Source organism: Sphingobium sp. CECT 9361 (assembly GCF_918741285.1).
GTDB lineage: Bacteria > Pseudomonadota > Alphaproteobacteria > Sphingomonadales > Sphingomonadaceae > Sphingobium.
Map to the genome: position 1 here is coordinate 390,846 of NZ_CAKKNC010000001.1, position 15,775 is coordinate 406,620.

15 protein-coding genes are annotated in these 15,775 nt (G+C 61.8%); 7 read left to right on the forward strand and 8 right to left on the reverse strand.

Annotated elements, in window-relative coordinates:
- Position 1: 1 nt before the first annotated feature.
- The 5 genes from LQ220_RS01710 to tldD form a co-directional block, all read right to left on the reverse strand.
- Complete coding sequence (locus LQ220_RS01710) at positions 2-172, reverse strand: hypothetical protein (RefSeq protein WP_230186551.1); 171 nt, start codon at positions 170-172, stop codon at positions 2-4.
- A gap of 718 nt (positions 173-890) precedes the next feature.
- Positions 891-1,376, reverse strand: a complete 486-nt coding sequence (locus LQ220_RS01715) for an outer membrane beta-barrel protein (protein WP_230186552.1) — start codon at positions 1,374-1,376, stop codon at positions 891-893.
- A gap of 290 nt (positions 1,377-1,666) precedes the next feature.
- Positions 1,667-3,079, reverse strand: coding sequence for an ammonium transporter (locus LQ220_RS01720; RefSeq protein ID WP_230186553.1), 1,413 nt, complete (start codon positions 3,077-3,079; stop codon positions 1,667-1,669).
- A gap of 13 nt (positions 3,080-3,092) precedes the next feature.
- Entirely contained in the window at positions 3,093-3,431 is a 339-nt protein-coding gene (locus LQ220_RS01725) for a P-II family nitrogen regulator (RefSeq protein WP_230186554.1), read from the reverse strand.
- 170 nt (positions 3,432-3,601) lie between these two features.
- A complete protein-coding gene (tldD, locus tag LQ220_RS01730; RefSeq protein WP_230186555.1) occupies positions 3,602-5,044 on the reverse strand; it encodes a metalloprotease TldD in 1,443 nt (480 codons plus the stop codon).
- 371 nt (positions 5,045-5,415) lie between these two features.
- On the opposite strand from tldD, the gene LQ220_RS01735 reads away from it, so the two are divergent.
- Together LQ220_RS01735 and LQ220_RS01740 are read left to right on the forward strand one after the other, a co-directional pair.
- Complete coding sequence (locus LQ220_RS01735) at positions 5,416-5,631, forward strand: hypothetical protein (RefSeq protein ID WP_230186556.1); 216 nt, start codon at positions 5,416-5,418, stop codon at positions 5,629-5,631.
- Positions 5,603-6,643: a hypothetical protein gene (locus tag LQ220_RS01740; RefSeq protein WP_230186557.1), complete on the forward strand. Its 1,041-nt coding sequence runs from the start codon at positions 5,603-5,605 to the stop codon at positions 6,641-6,643. Before LQ220_RS01735 ends, LQ220_RS01740 begins: the two co-directional genes overlap by 29 nt.
- A gap of 139 nt (positions 6,644-6,782) precedes the next feature.
- Here LQ220_RS01740 and LQ220_RS01745 read toward each other — a convergent pair whose 3' ends face one another.
- A complete protein-coding gene (locus LQ220_RS01745) occupies positions 6,783-7,013 on the reverse strand; it encodes a zinc-finger domain-containing protein (RefSeq protein ID WP_230186558.1) in 231 nt (76 codons plus the stop codon).
- A gap of 101 nt (positions 7,014-7,114) precedes the next feature.
- On the opposite strand from LQ220_RS01745, the gene LQ220_RS01750 reads away from it, so the two are divergent.
- Positions 7,115-8,044, forward strand: a complete 930-nt coding sequence (locus LQ220_RS01750; RefSeq protein ID WP_230186559.1) for an ABC transporter ATP-binding protein — start codon at positions 7,115-7,117, stop codon at positions 8,042-8,044.
- A 108-nt stretch (positions 8,045-8,152) separates the two neighbouring features.
- Positions 8,153-9,757: an L-aspartate oxidase gene (gene nadB / locus LQ220_RS01755; protein ID WP_230186560.1), complete on the forward strand. Its 1,605-nt coding sequence runs from the start codon at positions 8,153-8,155 to the stop codon at positions 9,755-9,757.
- A gap of 91 nt (positions 9,758-9,848) precedes the next feature.
- Here the strand turns inward: nadB and LQ220_RS01760 are convergent, their stop codons facing one another.
- The gene (locus LQ220_RS01760) at positions 9,849-10,022 is read right to left on the reverse strand and encodes a hypothetical protein (RefSeq protein ID WP_230186561.1); all 174 of its coding nucleotides are present in this window, start codon (positions 10,020-10,022) and stop codon (positions 9,849-9,851) included.
- 76 nt (positions 10,023-10,098) lie between these two features.
- Positions 10,099-10,947, reverse strand: coding sequence for an alpha/beta hydrolase (locus LQ220_RS01765; RefSeq protein ID WP_230186562.1), 849 nt, complete (start codon positions 10,945-10,947; stop codon positions 10,099-10,101).
- A 175-nt stretch (positions 10,948-11,122) separates the two neighbouring features.
- Between LQ220_RS01765 and LQ220_RS01770 the strand changes: the two genes are divergently transcribed.
- The 3 genes from LQ220_RS01770 (at position 11,123) to polA (ending at position 15,769) form a co-directional block, all read left to right on the forward strand.
- Complete coding sequence (locus tag LQ220_RS01770) at positions 11,123-12,265, forward strand: serine hydrolase (protein WP_230186563.1); 1,143 nt, start codon at positions 11,123-11,125, stop codon at positions 12,263-12,265.
- A 162-nt stretch (positions 12,266-12,427) separates the two neighbouring features.
- A complete protein-coding gene (locus LQ220_RS01775) occupies positions 12,428-12,865 on the forward strand; it encodes a hypothetical protein (protein WP_230186564.1) in 438 nt (145 codons plus the stop codon).
- Between the two features lie 111 nt (positions 12,866-12,976).
- The gene (gene polA, locus LQ220_RS01780; protein ID WP_230186565.1) at positions 12,977-15,769 is read left to right on the forward strand and encodes a DNA polymerase I; all 2,793 of its coding nucleotides are present in this window, start codon (positions 12,977-12,979) and stop codon (positions 15,767-15,769) included.
- Positions 15,770-15,775 lie beyond the last annotated feature (6 nt).

Sequence of the window (15,775 nt, forward strand, 5' to 3'; positions counted from 1 at the left end):
CTTACAGCACGTCGCCGAACATGAACCACAGCAAGGCGAGCCAAGCGAACAGGGCGACGACCCCCATCAGCACCGCGAAGCGTTCACGCACCCAGCGTGTCAGGGTGGCTGGGTCGGCATCATTGGGATCATCCATTTCCGAGGCGTAGAGGACATTGCCGTGGTCAGGCAATATGCATCGGCACTGGTTGGGTTTAGGTGCCGACGATTCGCTCTTTCGTCATCCCGGGCTTGACCCGGAATCCCGCTTTCTTCGTCCGCGCCTCAAGGGAAGCGGGACCCCGGATCAAGTCCGGGGTGACGATGGTGAGGGGGTTGTGTTGGATTTTCTCCAACGGGCGCGCGGGGGCGCTTTGTGCGGTGCACATGCAGAAAGTTGACGGTCGACGCGTCCTTGCCTCGGTCACCCGGTGCTCGACGACTTTGTAACGATAGTATCTATAAAGCATCGAGGCTTTATAGGGGTGGCTTCGGCTGAGTCTGCTGTTCCCTTTCGGGGGGAGGCAATTATGGTTGGCCGCTGAGTATGCGCTACGCGGAACGATCAGACGAAACAGGGCCGTCCCCCGTTCTCCTGTCCCTATATGTAGCACGCCCCAGCAACGCCCCTACAGACTGTGTTGCTGAACCGAAGCCGGTTGCGGATATCCTGTAAATCCGGATGGTTCCGCGCCGACCGCTCCTGCCCGACAGTTGCGTTGCCGCTTGTGCCGAACAGGACCTTTCTTTCCCGTATATCTGGCCAGACAGATAGGAAGTGCTGTGGCATATAACCTATATGGTTCGTAATGTCAAGAAAAATGTGCCGTCACACCAGTCGCTGAGGTAACCGTATCGCGCACAAAAAAAGGCGGCGCGCTGGCGCCGCCTTTCCCATGGAATAAGCTGAATTAGAAGCGGTAGCCTACACCGATGACGGTCTGGTACAGTTCCACACCGAATTCATAGTTGCCGTACCGTGTTTCCACATTGGCAAAGAGGTTGCCGAACTTCTGTTCGACGCCAAGGCCGACCTTTACGCCGTCCAGCGAGCCGGGGAAGTTGTCTGCGTCCAGGTTGGAGTAACCAGCGGTGCCGTAAACCAACGTGCGGGGCGTAGCTTTGAAGCCGAAGCGACCGGCAATGGTCAGATCGCGAAGGTCGGTGTTGTCGTCATCGAACAGGCCGGTGTACGAACCGGTTACGCCAACAACGGTGGTGCCCAGATCGAAATCGTAACCAGCATTGATGCCGTAGCTGGCCTTGTCCGTGCCTGCGAAATCATCGTCAACGGCACCGATTTCCACGCCAACGCGGGCACCCTGAAATTCCTGAGCGAGGGCCGGCGTGGCGACAACAGCAGTGGCCACGGCAACAACGGCTAAAATGCGCTTCATTGTAATCATTTTCCTTTGTTTCGGTCACGTTATGGTGTGACGCGCTGCCCCTAGGGGTCTGGGCGTGCAGATGCATGCGCAAACTGCGTCGGACTGAGCAATCGCAGCATTGCTGTCACAATTTTGCAACAATGCGTCCGGCCTATCCGGGCAAACGCCTGGTCTGAGCCTTTTTCCAACGGGGGACGCGCAAAAAAAGGCCGATGCTTGCGCACCGGCCCAGGGTTGTTCGCAGGAGGAACATCGGGTGGCGGGCGGGCCGTTATGGTGGCCCGCCCTGCCGAACTCTTTTAGTAATTATAGGCGCGTTCGCCGTGGCTGGAGAGGTCGAGGCCTTCCTGTTCGGCGTCTGCGGTCGGACGAAGACCGATGGTCTTGTCGATGATGAAGAACAGGATCGCGCTGCCGACACCCGACCAGACCAGCGTCAGGACAACGGCCTTGATCTGGGTGATGATCTGCGCGCCCATGTCATAGACGCCCACGCCCGCCGGGAAGACGGTGTAGTCGAAGAAGCCCTGACCGCCCAAGGCCGGGTCAGCGACGATGCCGGTGCCGATTGCGCCGACGATGCCGCCGACGCAGTGGACGCCGAAAACGTCGAGGCTGTCGTCATAGCCGAACTTCTGCTTCACCGAAGCGACGAAGAGGTAGCAGATCGGCGAGACGATGAAGCCAAGCACGATGGACGTCATCGGCGCGGCGTAACCCGAAGCCGGGGTGATGGCGACCAGGCCGGCCACGGCGCCGGTCACTGCACCGAGCAGCGAAGGCTTGCCATGATGGAACTGTTCGATCAGCGCCCAGGAGACGGCTGCCGCAGCAGTAGCGACGAAGGTGTTGATGAAGGCAACAGCGGTGACGCCATTGGCTTCGAGGTTGGACCCGGCGTTGAAACCGAACCAGCCGACCCACAGCAGGCTCGCGCCGATCATGGTCATGGTCAGCGAGTGCGGTGCCATCGGTTCCTTGGGATAGCCGATGCGCTTGCCGATCATGATGCAGCCGACGAGGCCCGCGATACCGGCGTTGATGTGCACAACGGTGCCGCCAGCGAAGTCGAGCGCGCCCATGCCCCACAGGAAGCCATAGTCGGTCGGTGCATCAGGCAGGAAGTCGGGACCCGCCCAGTACCAGACCATGTGCGCGATCGGGAAGTAGATGACCGTGAGCCATGCCACCACGAACACCATCAGCGCCGAGAACTTCACACGTTCGGCAAAGGCGCCGACGATGAGGGCTGGCGTGATGCACGCGAAGGTCATCTGGAAAATGACGAACACGAATTCAGGCAGATAGACGTTGTTGCTGAACGTCGCGGCATAAGTGGTGCCCGATACGCCCATCAGGAACGCCTTGGAGAAGCCGCCGACGAAGACGTTGTTGCTGGTGAAGGCCATCGAATAGCCCCAGCAGCACCAGACCAGCGCCGCGACCGAGACGATCATGAACACCTGCATCAGGACGCTGAGCATGTTCTTGGTACGGACGAGGCCACCGTAGAACAGCGCAAGCGCAGGGACGGACATCATCAGCACGAGGACCGAGGATACCAGCATCCAGGCGACATCGCCCTTGTTGACCATGGTGGCCATCTGTTCGACGGTCGGAGCCTTGATCGGACCGGCAAAGGCCGGCGCGGCGGCGAACAGGGAAGCGGCAATCGCCCCCATCGCACCGCAAAGTTTCTTGGAAACAGTCATTATTCCCCCTTCCTTACAGCGCGGTTTCGCCGGTCTCGCCCGTGCGGATGCGCACGGCCTGACTCACATCGAGAACGAAAATCTTGCCATCGCCGATTGCGCCGCTGTTGGCGGCCTGCTGCGTCGCTTCGACAACACGCGGTGCCAGATCGTCGTCGCAAACGACTTCGATCTTGATCTTCGGAACCATGTTCGTCGAATATTCGGCGCCGCGGTAAATTTCGGTCTGGCCCTTCTGGCGACCGAAGCCTTTAACTTCGCTGACCGTCATGCCCGCAATGCCAAGAGTGGAAAGTGCCTCTCGTACATCGTCAAGCTTGAACGGCTTTATGATAGCCATGACAAGTTTCATATCGCCCCCTTATTCTGGTGTGCGATAGAAAGGTCAGCAAGGACCGTGCCAGTTTCTTAAACGTGCGTTAACACGGCGTTAGGGCGAGACGATCCGAGTCGCGACGCTAAAAAATTGTGCAGCGCGGCAGAACTGCTTAAATTTTGGGCACTGTTAGGGCCCAAGGACGATCAGGCGGCGGTGCCGCCGACCGTCAGGCCTTCCATCAGCAAGGTCGGCTGGCCGACGCCCGCAGGAACGCTCTGCCCGCCCTTGCCGCACATGCCGATGCCTTCGTCGAGCGCCATGTCGTTGCCGATGCCCGTGACCTTGGTAAGCGCAGTGGGACCGTCGCCGATCAGGGTCGCGCCCTTGATCGGGTCGCCGATCTTCCCGTCCACGATGCGATAGGCTTCGGTGCAGGAGAAGACGAACTTGCCCGACACGATGTCGACCTGTCCGCCGCCGAAGCTCTTGGCGAAGATGCCGTTTTTGACGCGGCTGAGCAGTTCGGCGGGATCGTCATTGCCGCCGCGCATGAAGGTGTTGGTCATGCGGGGCATGGGGGCGTACGCATAGCTTTCGCGGCGACCGTTGCCGGTGGCGGGAACGCCCATCAGGCGCGCGTTCAGGCGATCCTGCATATAGCCGCGCAGAATGCCATCCTCGATTAGCACGTTTTCCTGTGTCGGCGTGCCTTCGTCGTCGATGCTGAGCGACCCGCGGCGGTTGGCGATGCTGCCATCGTCGACCACGGTGACGCCCGGCGCAGCGACGCGCTGGCCCACGCGACCGGAGAAAGCCGATGTGCCCTTGCGGTTGAAATCGCCTTCGAGGCCGTGGCCGATGGCTTCGTGCAGGACGATGCCCGGCCAGCCGGGGCCGAGGAGAACGGTCATCTCCCCCACTGGCGCAGCGACGGAAGAGAGGTTGACGCGCGCCTGTGCCAGCGCTTCGTCGATGGCGCGGTTCCAGATGGCGGGCGACATCACCTGATCGTAGAGATAGCGTCCGCCGATGCCGAACACCCCGGTTTCGCGGCGGCCGTTTTCTTCGAGGATGACCGAGACGTTGAGGCGGACGAGCGGGCGGATGTCGCTGGCGGTGAAACCGTCGGCGCGGACGACTTCGACGACCGACCAGCTTCCGGCGAGATTGACCGACACCTGCGCGACGCGCGGATCGCGGGCGCGGGCGGCGGCGTCGATCTCTGCGCAGAGCGCCACCTTCTCAGCGAAGGGGACGATCTCCATCGGGTTGGCATCGGTGTAGAGGTGGCGGTTGGTGTGCTGGGGCGGGGCGGCGGCAGGTGCGGTCGCGGGATCGAGCAGGGTCAGCGTCTCAGCGGCGCGGCGGATCGCAGCTTCGCTGATGTCGTTGGCGTGGGCGAAACCAGTCATTTCGCCCGACACGCCGCGCAGGCCGAAGCCGGCGTCGGTGGAGTAATCGGCGGTTTTCAGGCGCCCGTCGTCGAAACCGAAACTCTCCGACGCGCGATATTGGAGGTAGAGTTCGCCGTCATCGCACTTGCCCAGCGCCTGCGCAGTGAGGCGGCGGGCGCCATCGGGATCGAGCAGGCCGTCGCGATAGAGGAAGCCGCGGGCGTCGGTGAAGTGCGAAGTGATGTCGGTCATAGGGGGGATATAGGGGTATGTATTCCCTGCACCAACCCCCATCAGACAGTTATAACCCTTGCCGCAACGCTACTCACCGTTCGGTTCGAGCAGCTTGGAGCGCAGTCGAGAAGCGTCCGTCGGGTATGCGAGGGGCGCCAAGACCCGTTCTCGACAAGCGCGAACCGAACGGGGGTGGGGTAGTTCTTGCGGTTAGGCTGGTTATTACAGGCTCGCGCCCGAAGCGATGCCGGGCAGCGTGCTTTGCAAGGTGAGTACTGCCCAGCCGCTCTTAAAACGGTCGCGCGCTCCAGGAAGTCCAGATTTAATTCTGCAATGCTCCAACCAACTGCGGTCAATCAACTATGATACCAGCAACAGAGGAGCAATAGATGGCCATACCGTTACCTACATCCCCTTGCTGGCAAAAGCTGGCGAACGGAGGACTGGCGGCACTGCGGACCAACAATGTCGCGACCCAGATGCTCATCAAGCGCATGGAGCGCAGCACCGCTCCAGCCGCGCAGAAGGCGGCGGAAATTCACGAATATTATGCGAAATGGGAGCGGAGCCTTGCTGATGAAATCGTTCAATTCAACCGTGGCTAAATCTCAGCCGACCAACGGCCTGCTCGCAATCGCGGAGGCGGTTGCGCTGATCGAGGCAGGACTGCCGCTATCAATCGCGGGTCCGGAATCGGCGATGGACATGCTCCCTGCGGGCAACTGGATCGGCGGCACCACCCCCTATTTCATGACCGTCGAAGGCGGTCGGGTGATTACCGAAGGTCAGGTCTTCGTAACGGACCTCTCCCGGATGGGAAGCGTCAGTGTCGCAGTCTATGATGCCGATCACCTGGCCGACATCTCGGGCAACGGCCCCGAACACGGCTTCTCCCTTGCGATAATTCCAGCAGGTTCGGTCTGCCACGAGCGATTCGCCAATGAAGCGGCTGACTATCCCCAAGCGTTTCTAAGCCCCACCGTGGGCTGGATCGCGGGTGTCGATCTTGCCGATCCCACGGCCTCGGCCAAGGTCTATGACGGAACCGGGCCAACCAAGCATGCCGACCGTGCGGTGGTTGCCCATATCGCCCAACCCGAGGACGTGCTTGCGTCGATCGAAATCGTCAATCCGTTCAAACCGGGCGATGGCGACGTCTTACGTTTCGAAAATACGGATTTCGCGCCCACGCATTGCATCGTCAACGGTCAGCCTACCAACTTCGCCGCCTATCTTGTCGAGCACGGCATGGAGGGTGGCATGTTGCCGCTGATCGGCGATTTCGCGGGTGCCCCCATCAATGTCTCGATCAAATCGGTCGATCGCGACACGCAGGTGGCAACGCTCTACGCGCCGGTGTTTCCCGGCGTGGACTATCGTTTCGCCGCTCCGCTTGTCGACTACGCCGGGACCTTCCGCGAAAAACTCGCCAACCACTCGCTCGAAGGGGCTGTCTGGTCCTGCAATTGTATTCTGAACTTCCTCCACGGGTCGCTTGAGGGCAAGGCCATCGGAGGCATTGCGGGGCCTGTCACCTTCGGTGAGATCGCTTACCAATTGCTCAATCAAACAATGGTGCTCGTGCGCCAGAATGCGCCTGACGAAAACGAAGGGTGACAAATCCGGAAGCGACGTCTGCATAGCAATGACGCCGCGATCTGCATCTATCTTGGCCTGTCCCGATTGGGGCAGGCCAAACTTCTAATTCGGCAGGAGATCAGTCTGGACTCCTGCTTTAGCAGGAGTGCGGCAGCGCCTACTGTACGCTTGCGCCCGAAGCGATGTCGGGGAGTGTGCTTTGGTCCGCGCCGTCGGCGGGGCCGCCCACCAGTATGAAGCGTCGGTCGCAATAGCCGCAATCGACATAGCCCTTTTCGTCGATCTCCAGATAGACGCGCGGATGGCCGAGCGCTGCGGGGATGTCGCCCGATCCGTCGCAGGATACGCGGGTCTTGGCGGTGCGGAGGATTTCGGGGGGCTGGATCATGGCCCACGCCTGTATCATCGCCGCCCATGCCCCGCAATATGCCGCGCCGCAATATCGCGGTTACTCGACCTTCCGGTTCGTGCGCGCTAAGAGCATGTCCCATGAGCACCGCATCGCAAGCCGCCATCGTCATCGATAATCTGTCCAAGGTCTACAAGGGCGGGAAGCAAGCGCTCGACCATGTGTCGTTCGAAGTGCCGCGCGGGCAGATATTCGGGCTGCTGGGGCCGAACGGCGCAGGCAAGTCGACGCTGATCAACATCCTGTCGGGGATGGTGAACAAGACAAGCGGGTCGGCGCGCATCTGGGGCTTCGATATTGACGAGAATCCGCGCAATGCGAAGAACTCCATCGGCATCGTGCCGCAGGAGATCGTGTTCGATCCGTTCTTCACGCCGTTCGAGACGCTGGAGAATCAGGCAGGCTTCTATGGCGTGGCCAAGGGTGCGCGGAAGTCCATGGAGCTGCTGCGCGCGGTGCATCTGGAGGACAAGGCGAACGCTTATGCGCGGACGCTGTCGGGCGGCATGAAGCGGCGGCTGCTGGTGGCCAAGGCGATGGTGCATTCGCCGCCGATCCTGGTGCTGGACGAGCCGACCGCAGGCGTGGATATTTTGCTGCGCCAGCAATTATGGGCCTATGTGAAGCAGCTCAATGAGCAAGGCGTGACAATCGTGCTGACGACGCATTATCTCGAGGAAGCCGAGCAGTTGTGCGACCGGATCGCGATCATCAACCACGGTCGGCTGATTGCGAATAAGCCGACACGCGAACTGGTCGGCATGGCGACCGAAAAGGTCGTTCAGGTGACGGTGGACCGCGATCTGGACGCCGCGCCCACCCATGCACGATTCGAGAAAGTCGAACTGACGGCGGGTCGGGTGCTCACGATCACTTATGCCAAGGACAAGGCCAATGCCGGCGAAGTGCTGAGCGCGGTGCAGGGCATGGGGCTGCAGATCGTGGACGTGGTGACGCGCGACCCGGATCTGGAGGATGTGTTCCTTAATCTGACGGCGGCGGCTGCGTAACCCTCGCCTGATTTCCGTTCGTGTCGAGCGAAGTCGAGACACGCTCGCGCAAACCTTAAGAACAATGTCCCTCGACTTCGCTCGGGACGAACGGTGTAAGAGAGAATAATGCCCACCCAAAATTACGACGTCATCATCATCGGTTCCGGCGCGGCGGGGCTTACGGCGGCTATCAATCTGGCGCAGGACAGGCGCGTGCTAGTGCTGGCCAAGGGTGCACTGGACGGCGGGTCGACCAACTGGGCGCAGGGCGGGATCGCGGCGGTGCTGGATGGCGGCGACAGCTTTGCCGAGCATGTCGAGGACACGATGGTGGCAGGCGCGGGCCTCAACAATCGCGAGACAGTCGAGTTCGTCGTCGAGAACGCCCCGGCGGCCATCGAGCGGCTGGCCGAACTGGGCGTGCCGTTCAACGCAGGCGAGGGCTTTGGCGAGCGCTGGCACCTGACGCGCGAAGGCGGGCACAGCCATCGCCGGATCGTGCATGTCGACGACGCGACGGGCGCTGCGGTGCAGCGGGCGCTGGTGAAGGCAGCGCAGGCCAATCCCAACATCACGCTGATGAGCGACATGGTCGCCATCGACCTTATCACGTCGCGTCATGGCGTACGGTATTCGGGCGATGGGCATGTGTGGGGAGTCTATGCCTTCAACAAGACGACCAAGCATATCGATGCGCTGCTGGGCAAGGCGACGATATTGGCGACGGGCGGGGCAGGGCGGACGTACCTGTTCTCCACGGCGCCGCGCGGCGCGACGGGCGACGGGATCGCCATGGCGTGGCGCGCGGGGTGCCGGGTGTCCAACATGGAAATGAACCAGTTCCATCCGACCTGCCTCTACAATCTGGAGGTCAAGAATTTCCTGATTACCGAAGCGATGCGCGGCGAAGGCGGGAAGCTGAAGCTGCCGCCGGGCGTGCCGGGTGGCGGAAAGCGGTTTATGGACCGGCACGATTCGCGCGGCGAACTGGCCCCGCGCGACGTGGTGGCGCGGGCCATCGACCATGAGATCAAGCGGCTGGGCCTCGATTACGTCCACCTCGATATCAGTCACAAGCCGCCCGAGTTCATTAAGGAGCATTTCCCGACGATCTATGCGCGGCTGCTCGATCTCGACATCGACATCACCAAGGAGCCGATCCCGGTGGTGCCAGCGCAGCATTATACCTGCGGCGGGGTAGTGATCGATCTGGACGGGCGCACCGACTTGCCGGGATTATATGCGGCAGGCGAAGTGACCGAGAGCGGGTTGCATGGCGCCAACCGGCTGGCGTCCAATTCGCTGCTGGAATGTTTCGTCTTCGGCGAGGCGGCGGCGCAGCACATCCGCGCGAACTGGGACAGCCTGCCCTGCCCACCGCCGATCCGGGCGTGGGACGAAAGCCGCGTGACCGATTCGGACGAGGAAGTGATCGTCCAGCATAACTGGCGCGAAATCCGCCGGTTCATGTGGGACTATGTCGGCATCGTGCGGACCACCAAGCGGCTGGAACGCGCCAAGCATCGCATCGACCTGCTCGCGCAGGAAGTGGATGACTATTATGGCAATTTCCGGGTGACGCCCGATCTGATCGAATTGCGCAACCTGCTGGAAGTGGCGCGGCTGATCGTGCGATCCGCCTTGCATCGCAAGGAAAGCCGGGGGCTGCACTATATTCTGGATTATCCCGAAACGCTGCCCGAGGCAGTGGATACGGTGTTGGTGCCGTAGGGCGATCGCAAAACGCCGTCTCCCCCAAAAAAAAGGACGTGCCGGGTAAGCCCGGACACGCCCAAGGGGGAGGAGAAAGGGGGTGGGCTCCTCAGATCATCGCAACGATGACCATCACGGCGATAGTCCAGATCAGGATCAGGACCGGCAATATGTACATTTGAACGGCAGCAGCGCGGCGATCCAGCGGGCCGCTTTCGCACATCACGACATTGGCCGACGGCGTTCCGTGGGAATGGCTGTCTGCGGAAATATGAGCGGTCATATCGCTACTCCTTCAGGCTATGAAGAAGAATTAGGTCGCCAGTGCGCGGGGCACATTGATTGAAATCAAACAGCGCTCAGCGTTTCAAAAAGCCCTGCAGGATGGTCGCGAATTTCGCGGGCTGGTCTGCCATGACGACATGGCCGCTGGGCCCGATCGGGGTCAGCAACGGCGCTTTGGCGGGGGCGTAGGCGGTGCGGTAGCGCTGCGTCTGCGACTGGCGCTGTTGCGCGTCGCCGCCGATGGCGTAGACGACCTGCAAAGGCGCGCGCAGGGTCTTGAGGCGGGGGCCCAGATCGGTCTGGGCGAGTTCGCGCAGGGCATTGGCGATGACGTCCGGGTCGCTGCCCTTGGCGCCGGGTTGATTCTGCAGCATTTGCGAGAAAAGCTGGCGGCCTGCCTTCGTTCCGGTGAAATAGTCGCCAAGCTGCTGCGCGAGATAGCCCATGCCGCTGGATGTGCCGCCGACCATGCCTGCGCCATCCGGCAGCATATCGACCACCATCACCCGGCTGAGCGCCGGGGAGGGGCGCATCGCCAGCAGCATGGCCAGCGTGCCGCCCATCGAATGACCGACCACGGCGGGACGGATCAGCCTGGCCTGCGTGATATAGCTGGCCAGATCGTTGACCAGCGGCGTCAGCAAGGGTCCGCTCTTGTTCGCGTCTGGCGCTAGGCCTGCAAACCCGCGCACCTGCACCAGATGATAGCGATAGCCGGGAATGGCCGCGATGGTGCCGCCCCAGATGCCGGGGCCGCTGGCAAGGCCGGGGATCAGCAGAACGTCGGGTCCGTTGCCGCGCACGGTGACGCTGATGCGGCGCGAGGCGAAGGGCGCGGCGGCGGCAGGAGAACCGCCGAACGCCAATGTGGCAAGGCCGGTTATCACGGCGGTACGGCGGTCGAAGAGGATTTTTCCGGGCATGTCCTCTCCTTTGAAACAGGGTGGCTGAACGCACAATGACGCTTTGCGTTGCGGCGTTCATGCTCCTTACATCGCAGCTATGGAATCATTCGCCGCATCATCCTTGCGTTTGGGGCAGGCAGAGCGGGAAAGTCAGGCTATTGAATATGCGGGCAAAAGAGCAATCGGGGTGAACATGACGATCAAGCGACGCGGTCCGGGGGACGGCAAGGCGCGCTTTCGGCGCTATGCGTCGCTGGGCGTTGTGCTCGGCGCATTATGTTCGTGCGTGGGGGGAGCGACGCCGCCGCCTGCGCGTGTGGCAGCGGTGACGCCGCGTACCGTCGCGCAACCGCATCGCCCCGTCGCCAATCCGCCTGTGGCGATTCCGGAATATAATCCGCGCAGTACGCCGTCGCCTGCACTGGTTACCATCATTCAGTCGCTGGGGCGCAATTTCAAGGGGCATGTCGGGATCGCGGTGCGCCGCGTCGATGCGGACTGGACGGTCGCCTGGAACGGGACGCAATTGTTTCCGCAGCAAAGTGTGTCGAAGCTGTGGGTCGCGATGACATTGCTGGATGCCGTGGACCGGGGCAAGGTTTCGCTGAGCGAAGCAGCCATCGTCCGGCGGGAGGACATGACGCTGTTTCATCAGCCGCTTGCCAGCCTGATCGGCGCAAGCGGGTATAAAACGACGCTGTCGGACCTGATGACGCGCGCAATGACGCAAAGCGACAATACCGCCAACGACATGCTGCTGCGGCGCGCGGGCGGGCCGGAAGCGGTGCGCGGCTTTCTGGCGCGGCGGTTCGTGAGCAATGTCCGGTTCGGGCCGGGCGAACGGCTGCTGCAAAGTACGACGGCAGGCTTGAGCTGGAACCCCAGCTATTCGCAGGGGCGCAATTTCTACACCGCGCGGGCGAATTTGCCCAAGAGCGTGCGGGAGAAAGCGCTCGACGCCTATCTCGCCGATCCGATGGATGGGGCGGCACCCTCTTCGGTGGTGATGGCGCTGGCGAAGCTGAAGCGCGGGGAAATGCTCTCACCTGCGTCGACGCGGCTGCTGCTGACGACGATGGGGCAAGCGAAGACCGGGCCGCAGCGGATCAAGGGCGGCGTCCCTGCTGGGTGGAGCTATGTGCACAAGACCGGCACAGGGCAGGAACTCGCGCCGCGCTCGACCGGGTATAACGACATCGGCATCATGACGGCACCCGACGGCACGAGCTATGCTGTGGCGGTGTTCATCGGCAGCACGACGGTGCCGATCCCGACGCGCTGGGAACTGATGCAATCGGTGGCGAAAGCAGTCGCGGCGAACCACGACAAGCGGTGATGTGAGGCTGCAACCACCACCACCGTCATCCCGGACTTGATCCGGGATCCCGCTACCTTCTTCGATAAAGAAGCAGGATTCCTGCCTTCGCAGGAATGACGAACGGCAATGGCAGACCTCTCATTCTTCTGATATAGCGTATTGATGCTACTACGAGCGATCTTGGCTGCTTTGCTGATGATTGGACCATCAGATATTGCACTAGCATGCGCCGCTCCACGCTCCGGTGAGTCGCTTTCCAAAGATGAGGTTTTGCGAGCCACGAAAGCGCAGTTCGAGCACAGCGACGCGATTATCGATGCCATTGTATTTCGTGATACTCGCGGCAACCCGTTTTTGAAGCCGATAAAGATTTGGAAGGGTCAGCGTCAGAAAGCATATGCTGTTAAGGGCGATGGTTGCGGCGTCTACTTGCCGGAAGATGGGCAGAGAGTACGAGTTCTATTATATCGCGACGAGCATGGTTGGGTACTTGTTCAACCCATAGTTAGCTATGGCCGAGGGATGCCATCGTATGATGGTATTATTGACAGCTATCTGCGCAGCCCCCGTCCCAGCAGCTTTCAATCTGTCGGGCCGATGATGCCGCCTCTGCCCTGAAGCTACACTGTGGCAGCTACCCACCTATAATACTCTCGCTCGCCAATATTGCCTCATACCCCAACCCCACAAGATCTGGCACGCCCGCCCCGCTTCCGCTATCTCCCCGTCATGACCGAACAACCCACGCAGAATCACCTCTATCTCGTCGATGGCAGCGGCTATATTTTTCGCGCCTATCATCAGCTTCCGCCGCTGACCAACAAGCATGGGCAGCCCGTTGGGGCGGTCTATGGGTATACGTCGATGCTGTGGAAGCTGGCGGCGGAGTTGGGCGCAGCCGAAGGGCCGACGCATATGGCGGTGATTCTGGACAAGGGATCGCACACCTTCCGCAATGACATGTACGACAAGTACAAGGCGAACCGTCCGCCTGCGCCCGAAGACCTGATCCCGCAATTCCCGATGATCCGCGACGCGACGCGCGCCTTTTCGCTGCCGTGTATCGAGGAAGCGGGGTTCGAGGCGGACGACATCATCGCGACCTACACCAAGCAGGCGATTGCGGCGGGGTGGCACGTCACCATCGTGTCGTCCGACAAGGATCTGATGCAGCTCATTCAGCCCGGCGTCGACATGTACGACACGATGAAGAATGAGCGGCGCGGGCCGGAATATGTGATGGGCAAGTTCGGCGTGAAGCCGGAGCAACTGGGCGATGTGCTGGCGCTGATGGGGGACAGCGTCGACAATGTGCCGGGAGTGCCGGGGATCGGGCCAAAGACTGCGTCGAAGCTGATTACCGAATATGGCGATCTGGAAAGCGTTCTCAGCGCTGCGCCTTCGATGAAACCGTCGAAGATGCGCGACAATCTGATCGAGCATCAGGAAATGGCGCGATTGTCGCGGCGGCTGGTGGAATTGCACAGCGCGATGACCCTGCCCGAGCCGCTGGAGGATTTGTCGCTCAAGGGCATACCGGAAGAACCGCTGCGCGTGTTTCTGGAGCATCATGGGTTCAAGGCGCTGCTCAATCGGCTGGGCGGCGGCGCAGCAGCGGTGGCGGTTGCTGCGGTGGCCGCCAGCGTGGGCGACGTGCCGCCTGCGCCGATCCGCGAAGATGCGCCGCCGGTGGATTGCTCGGCCTATGAAACGGTGGTGACGGCAGAGGCGCTGGACCGCTGGATCGCGGCGGCCCATGCCGAAGGGGTCATCGCCATCGATACTGAGACTGACAGCCTCAACAGCGTGAGCGCCAAGCTGGTGGGGGTGAGCCTCGCCACCGGTCCCAACAAGGCGTGTTATATCCCGGTCGGGCATGGCGGGACCGACATGTTCGCGGAGAAGCCCGAGCAATTGCCGCTCGACGTGGTGATTGGCAAGCTGGCGCCCCTGCTGGCCGACGACAGCGTGCTGAAGGTCGGGCAGAACCTGAAATACGACATGACGGTACTGGCGCGGCATGGAATCGCCATTGCACCGTTCGACGATACCATCGTCATGAGCTTCGATCTGGATGCCGGGCAGAGTCTGTCCGGGCATGGCATGGACGAAGCGGCGCGGACGCATCTGGGCCACACGTGCATCAGCTTCAAGGATGTGGTGGGCAGCGGGAAGGCGCAGATCAGCTTTGCCGAGGCACCGCTGGATCGCGCGACGGCCTATGCGGGCGAAGATGCCGATGTGACGCTGCGCCTGTGGAACGTGTTCAAGCCGCGTTTGCATGAAGAAGGCGCGACGCGCGTCTACGAACTGGTCGACCGTCCGCTGGTGCCGGTGATCGCGGGGATGGAGCGGACCGGGATCAAGGTGGATCGCGAGCATCTCTCGCGCTTGTCGGGCGAGTTTGCCGAGGGCATCGCGACGCTGGAAACGGAAATTCACGCGCTTGCGGGGCAACCCTTCGCCATTGGGAGCACGCAGCAGCTTGGCGCGATCCTGTTCGACAAGCTGGGCCTGAAGGGGGGTAAGAAAGGCAAGTCGGGGGCCTATTCCACCGATGTCACCATTCTTGAAAAGCTGAAAGCCGAAGGGTCGGAAATTTCGGGCAAGGTGCTGGACTGGCGGCAGCTTTCGAAGCTCAAATCCACCTATACCGACGCGCTGCAGGCGCAGATCAATCCGCAGACGGGGCGGGTCCATACCAGCTATAGCCTGACCGGTGCGCAGACCGGGCGGCTGTCGTCGACCGATCCGAATTTACAGAATATTCCGATCCGTACCGAGACCGGGCGGCAGATCCGCCATGCCTTCGTCGCGGAGGCAGGCAATGTCATTCTGGCCGCCGACTATAGCCAGATCGAATTGCGGCTGGCGGCGCATATGGCCGATGTGCCCGCGTTGAAGGAAGCCTTTGCAGCGGGCGAGGATATTCACAACCGCACGGCGCAGGAACTGTTCGGCGAAGTAAACCGCGACACCCGCGGGCGGGCGAAGACGATCAACTTTGCGATCCTCTACGGCATCAGTCGCTGGGGGCTGGCCGCGCGGCTGGAAATCGGCGCGGACGAAGCGCAGGACATGATCAGCCGCTATTACGAGCGCTTTCCCGGGATCAGCGTCTACATCAACGAGACTTTGGAGAAGGTGCGCGCGCGGGGATACACCGAGACATTGTTCGGGCGGAAGACATGGTTCCCCCGGATCAAGGCGTCGATCCAGCACGAACGGCAGGGCGCGGAGCGCGCCGCGATCAATGCGCCGATTCAGGGGACGAGTGCGGACATCATCAAGCGGGCGATGGTGCGCATGGGCCCAGCGCTGGTGGCGGCGGGGCTGACGGATGTGAAGATGCTGCTGCAGGTGCACGACGAACTGGTGTTCGAACTGCCAGAGGGCGATGTCGAGGCGGCGAGCGCGGTGATCCGCGACGTGATGGCAGGCGCGGCGGAACCGATGGTCACGCTGAGTGTGCCGCTGGGCGTGGAGATCGGGACGGGGCCGAGTTGGGGCGCGGCGCATTAGATGAAG

What these genes read in the sequence shown, in the direction of transcription:
- LQ220_RS01735 (WP_230186556.1), top strand. Translation starts at nt 5,416, where the DNA reads ATGGCCATACCGTTACCTACATCCCCTTGCTGGCAAAAGCTGGCGAAC.
- LQ220_RS01715 (WP_230186552.1), bottom strand. Translation starts at nt 1,376, where the DNA reads ATGAAGCGCATTTTAGCCGTTGTTGCCGTGGCCACTGCTGTTGTCGCC.
- tldD (WP_230186555.1), bottom strand. Translation starts at nt 5,044, where the DNA reads ATGACCGACATCACTTCGCACTTCACCGACGCCCGCGGCTTCCTCTAT.
- LQ220_RS01760 (WP_230186561.1), bottom strand. Translation starts at nt 10,022, where the DNA reads ATGACCGCTCATATTTCCGCAGACAGCCATTCCCACGGAACGCCGTCG.
- nadB (WP_230186560.1), top strand. Translation starts at nt 8,153, where the DNA reads ATGCCCACCCAAAATTACGACGTCATCATCATCGGTTCCGGCGCGGCG.
- LQ220_RS01765 (WP_230186562.1), bottom strand. Translation starts at nt 10,947, where the DNA reads ATGCCCGGAAAAATCCTCTTCGACCGCCGTACCGCCGTGATAACCGGC.
- LQ220_RS01720 (WP_230186553.1), bottom strand. Translation starts at nt 3,079, where the DNA reads ATGACTGTTTCCAAGAAACTTTGCGGTGCGATGGGGGCGATTGCCGCT.
- LQ220_RS01750 (WP_230186559.1), top strand. Translation starts at nt 7,115, where the DNA reads ATGAGCACCGCATCGCAAGCCGCCATCGTCATCGATAATCTGTCCAAG.
- LQ220_RS01740 (WP_230186557.1), top strand. Translation starts at nt 5,603, where the DNA reads ATGAAATCGTTCAATTCAACCGTGGCTAAATCTCAGCCGACCAACGGC.
- LQ220_RS01770 (WP_230186563.1), top strand. Translation starts at nt 11,123, where the DNA reads ATGACGATCAAGCGACGCGGTCCGGGGGACGGCAAGGCGCGCTTTCGG.
- polA (WP_230186565.1), top strand. Translation starts at nt 12,977, where the DNA reads ATGACCGAACAACCCACGCAGAATCACCTCTATCTCGTCGATGGCAGC.
- LQ220_RS01725 (WP_230186554.1), bottom strand. Translation starts at nt 3,431, where the DNA reads ATGAAACTTGTCATGGCTATCATAAAGCCGTTCAAGCTTGACGATGTA.
- LQ220_RS01745 (WP_230186558.1), bottom strand. Translation starts at nt 7,013, where the DNA reads ATGATCCAGCCCCCCGAAATCCTCCGCACCGCCAAGACCCGCGTATCC.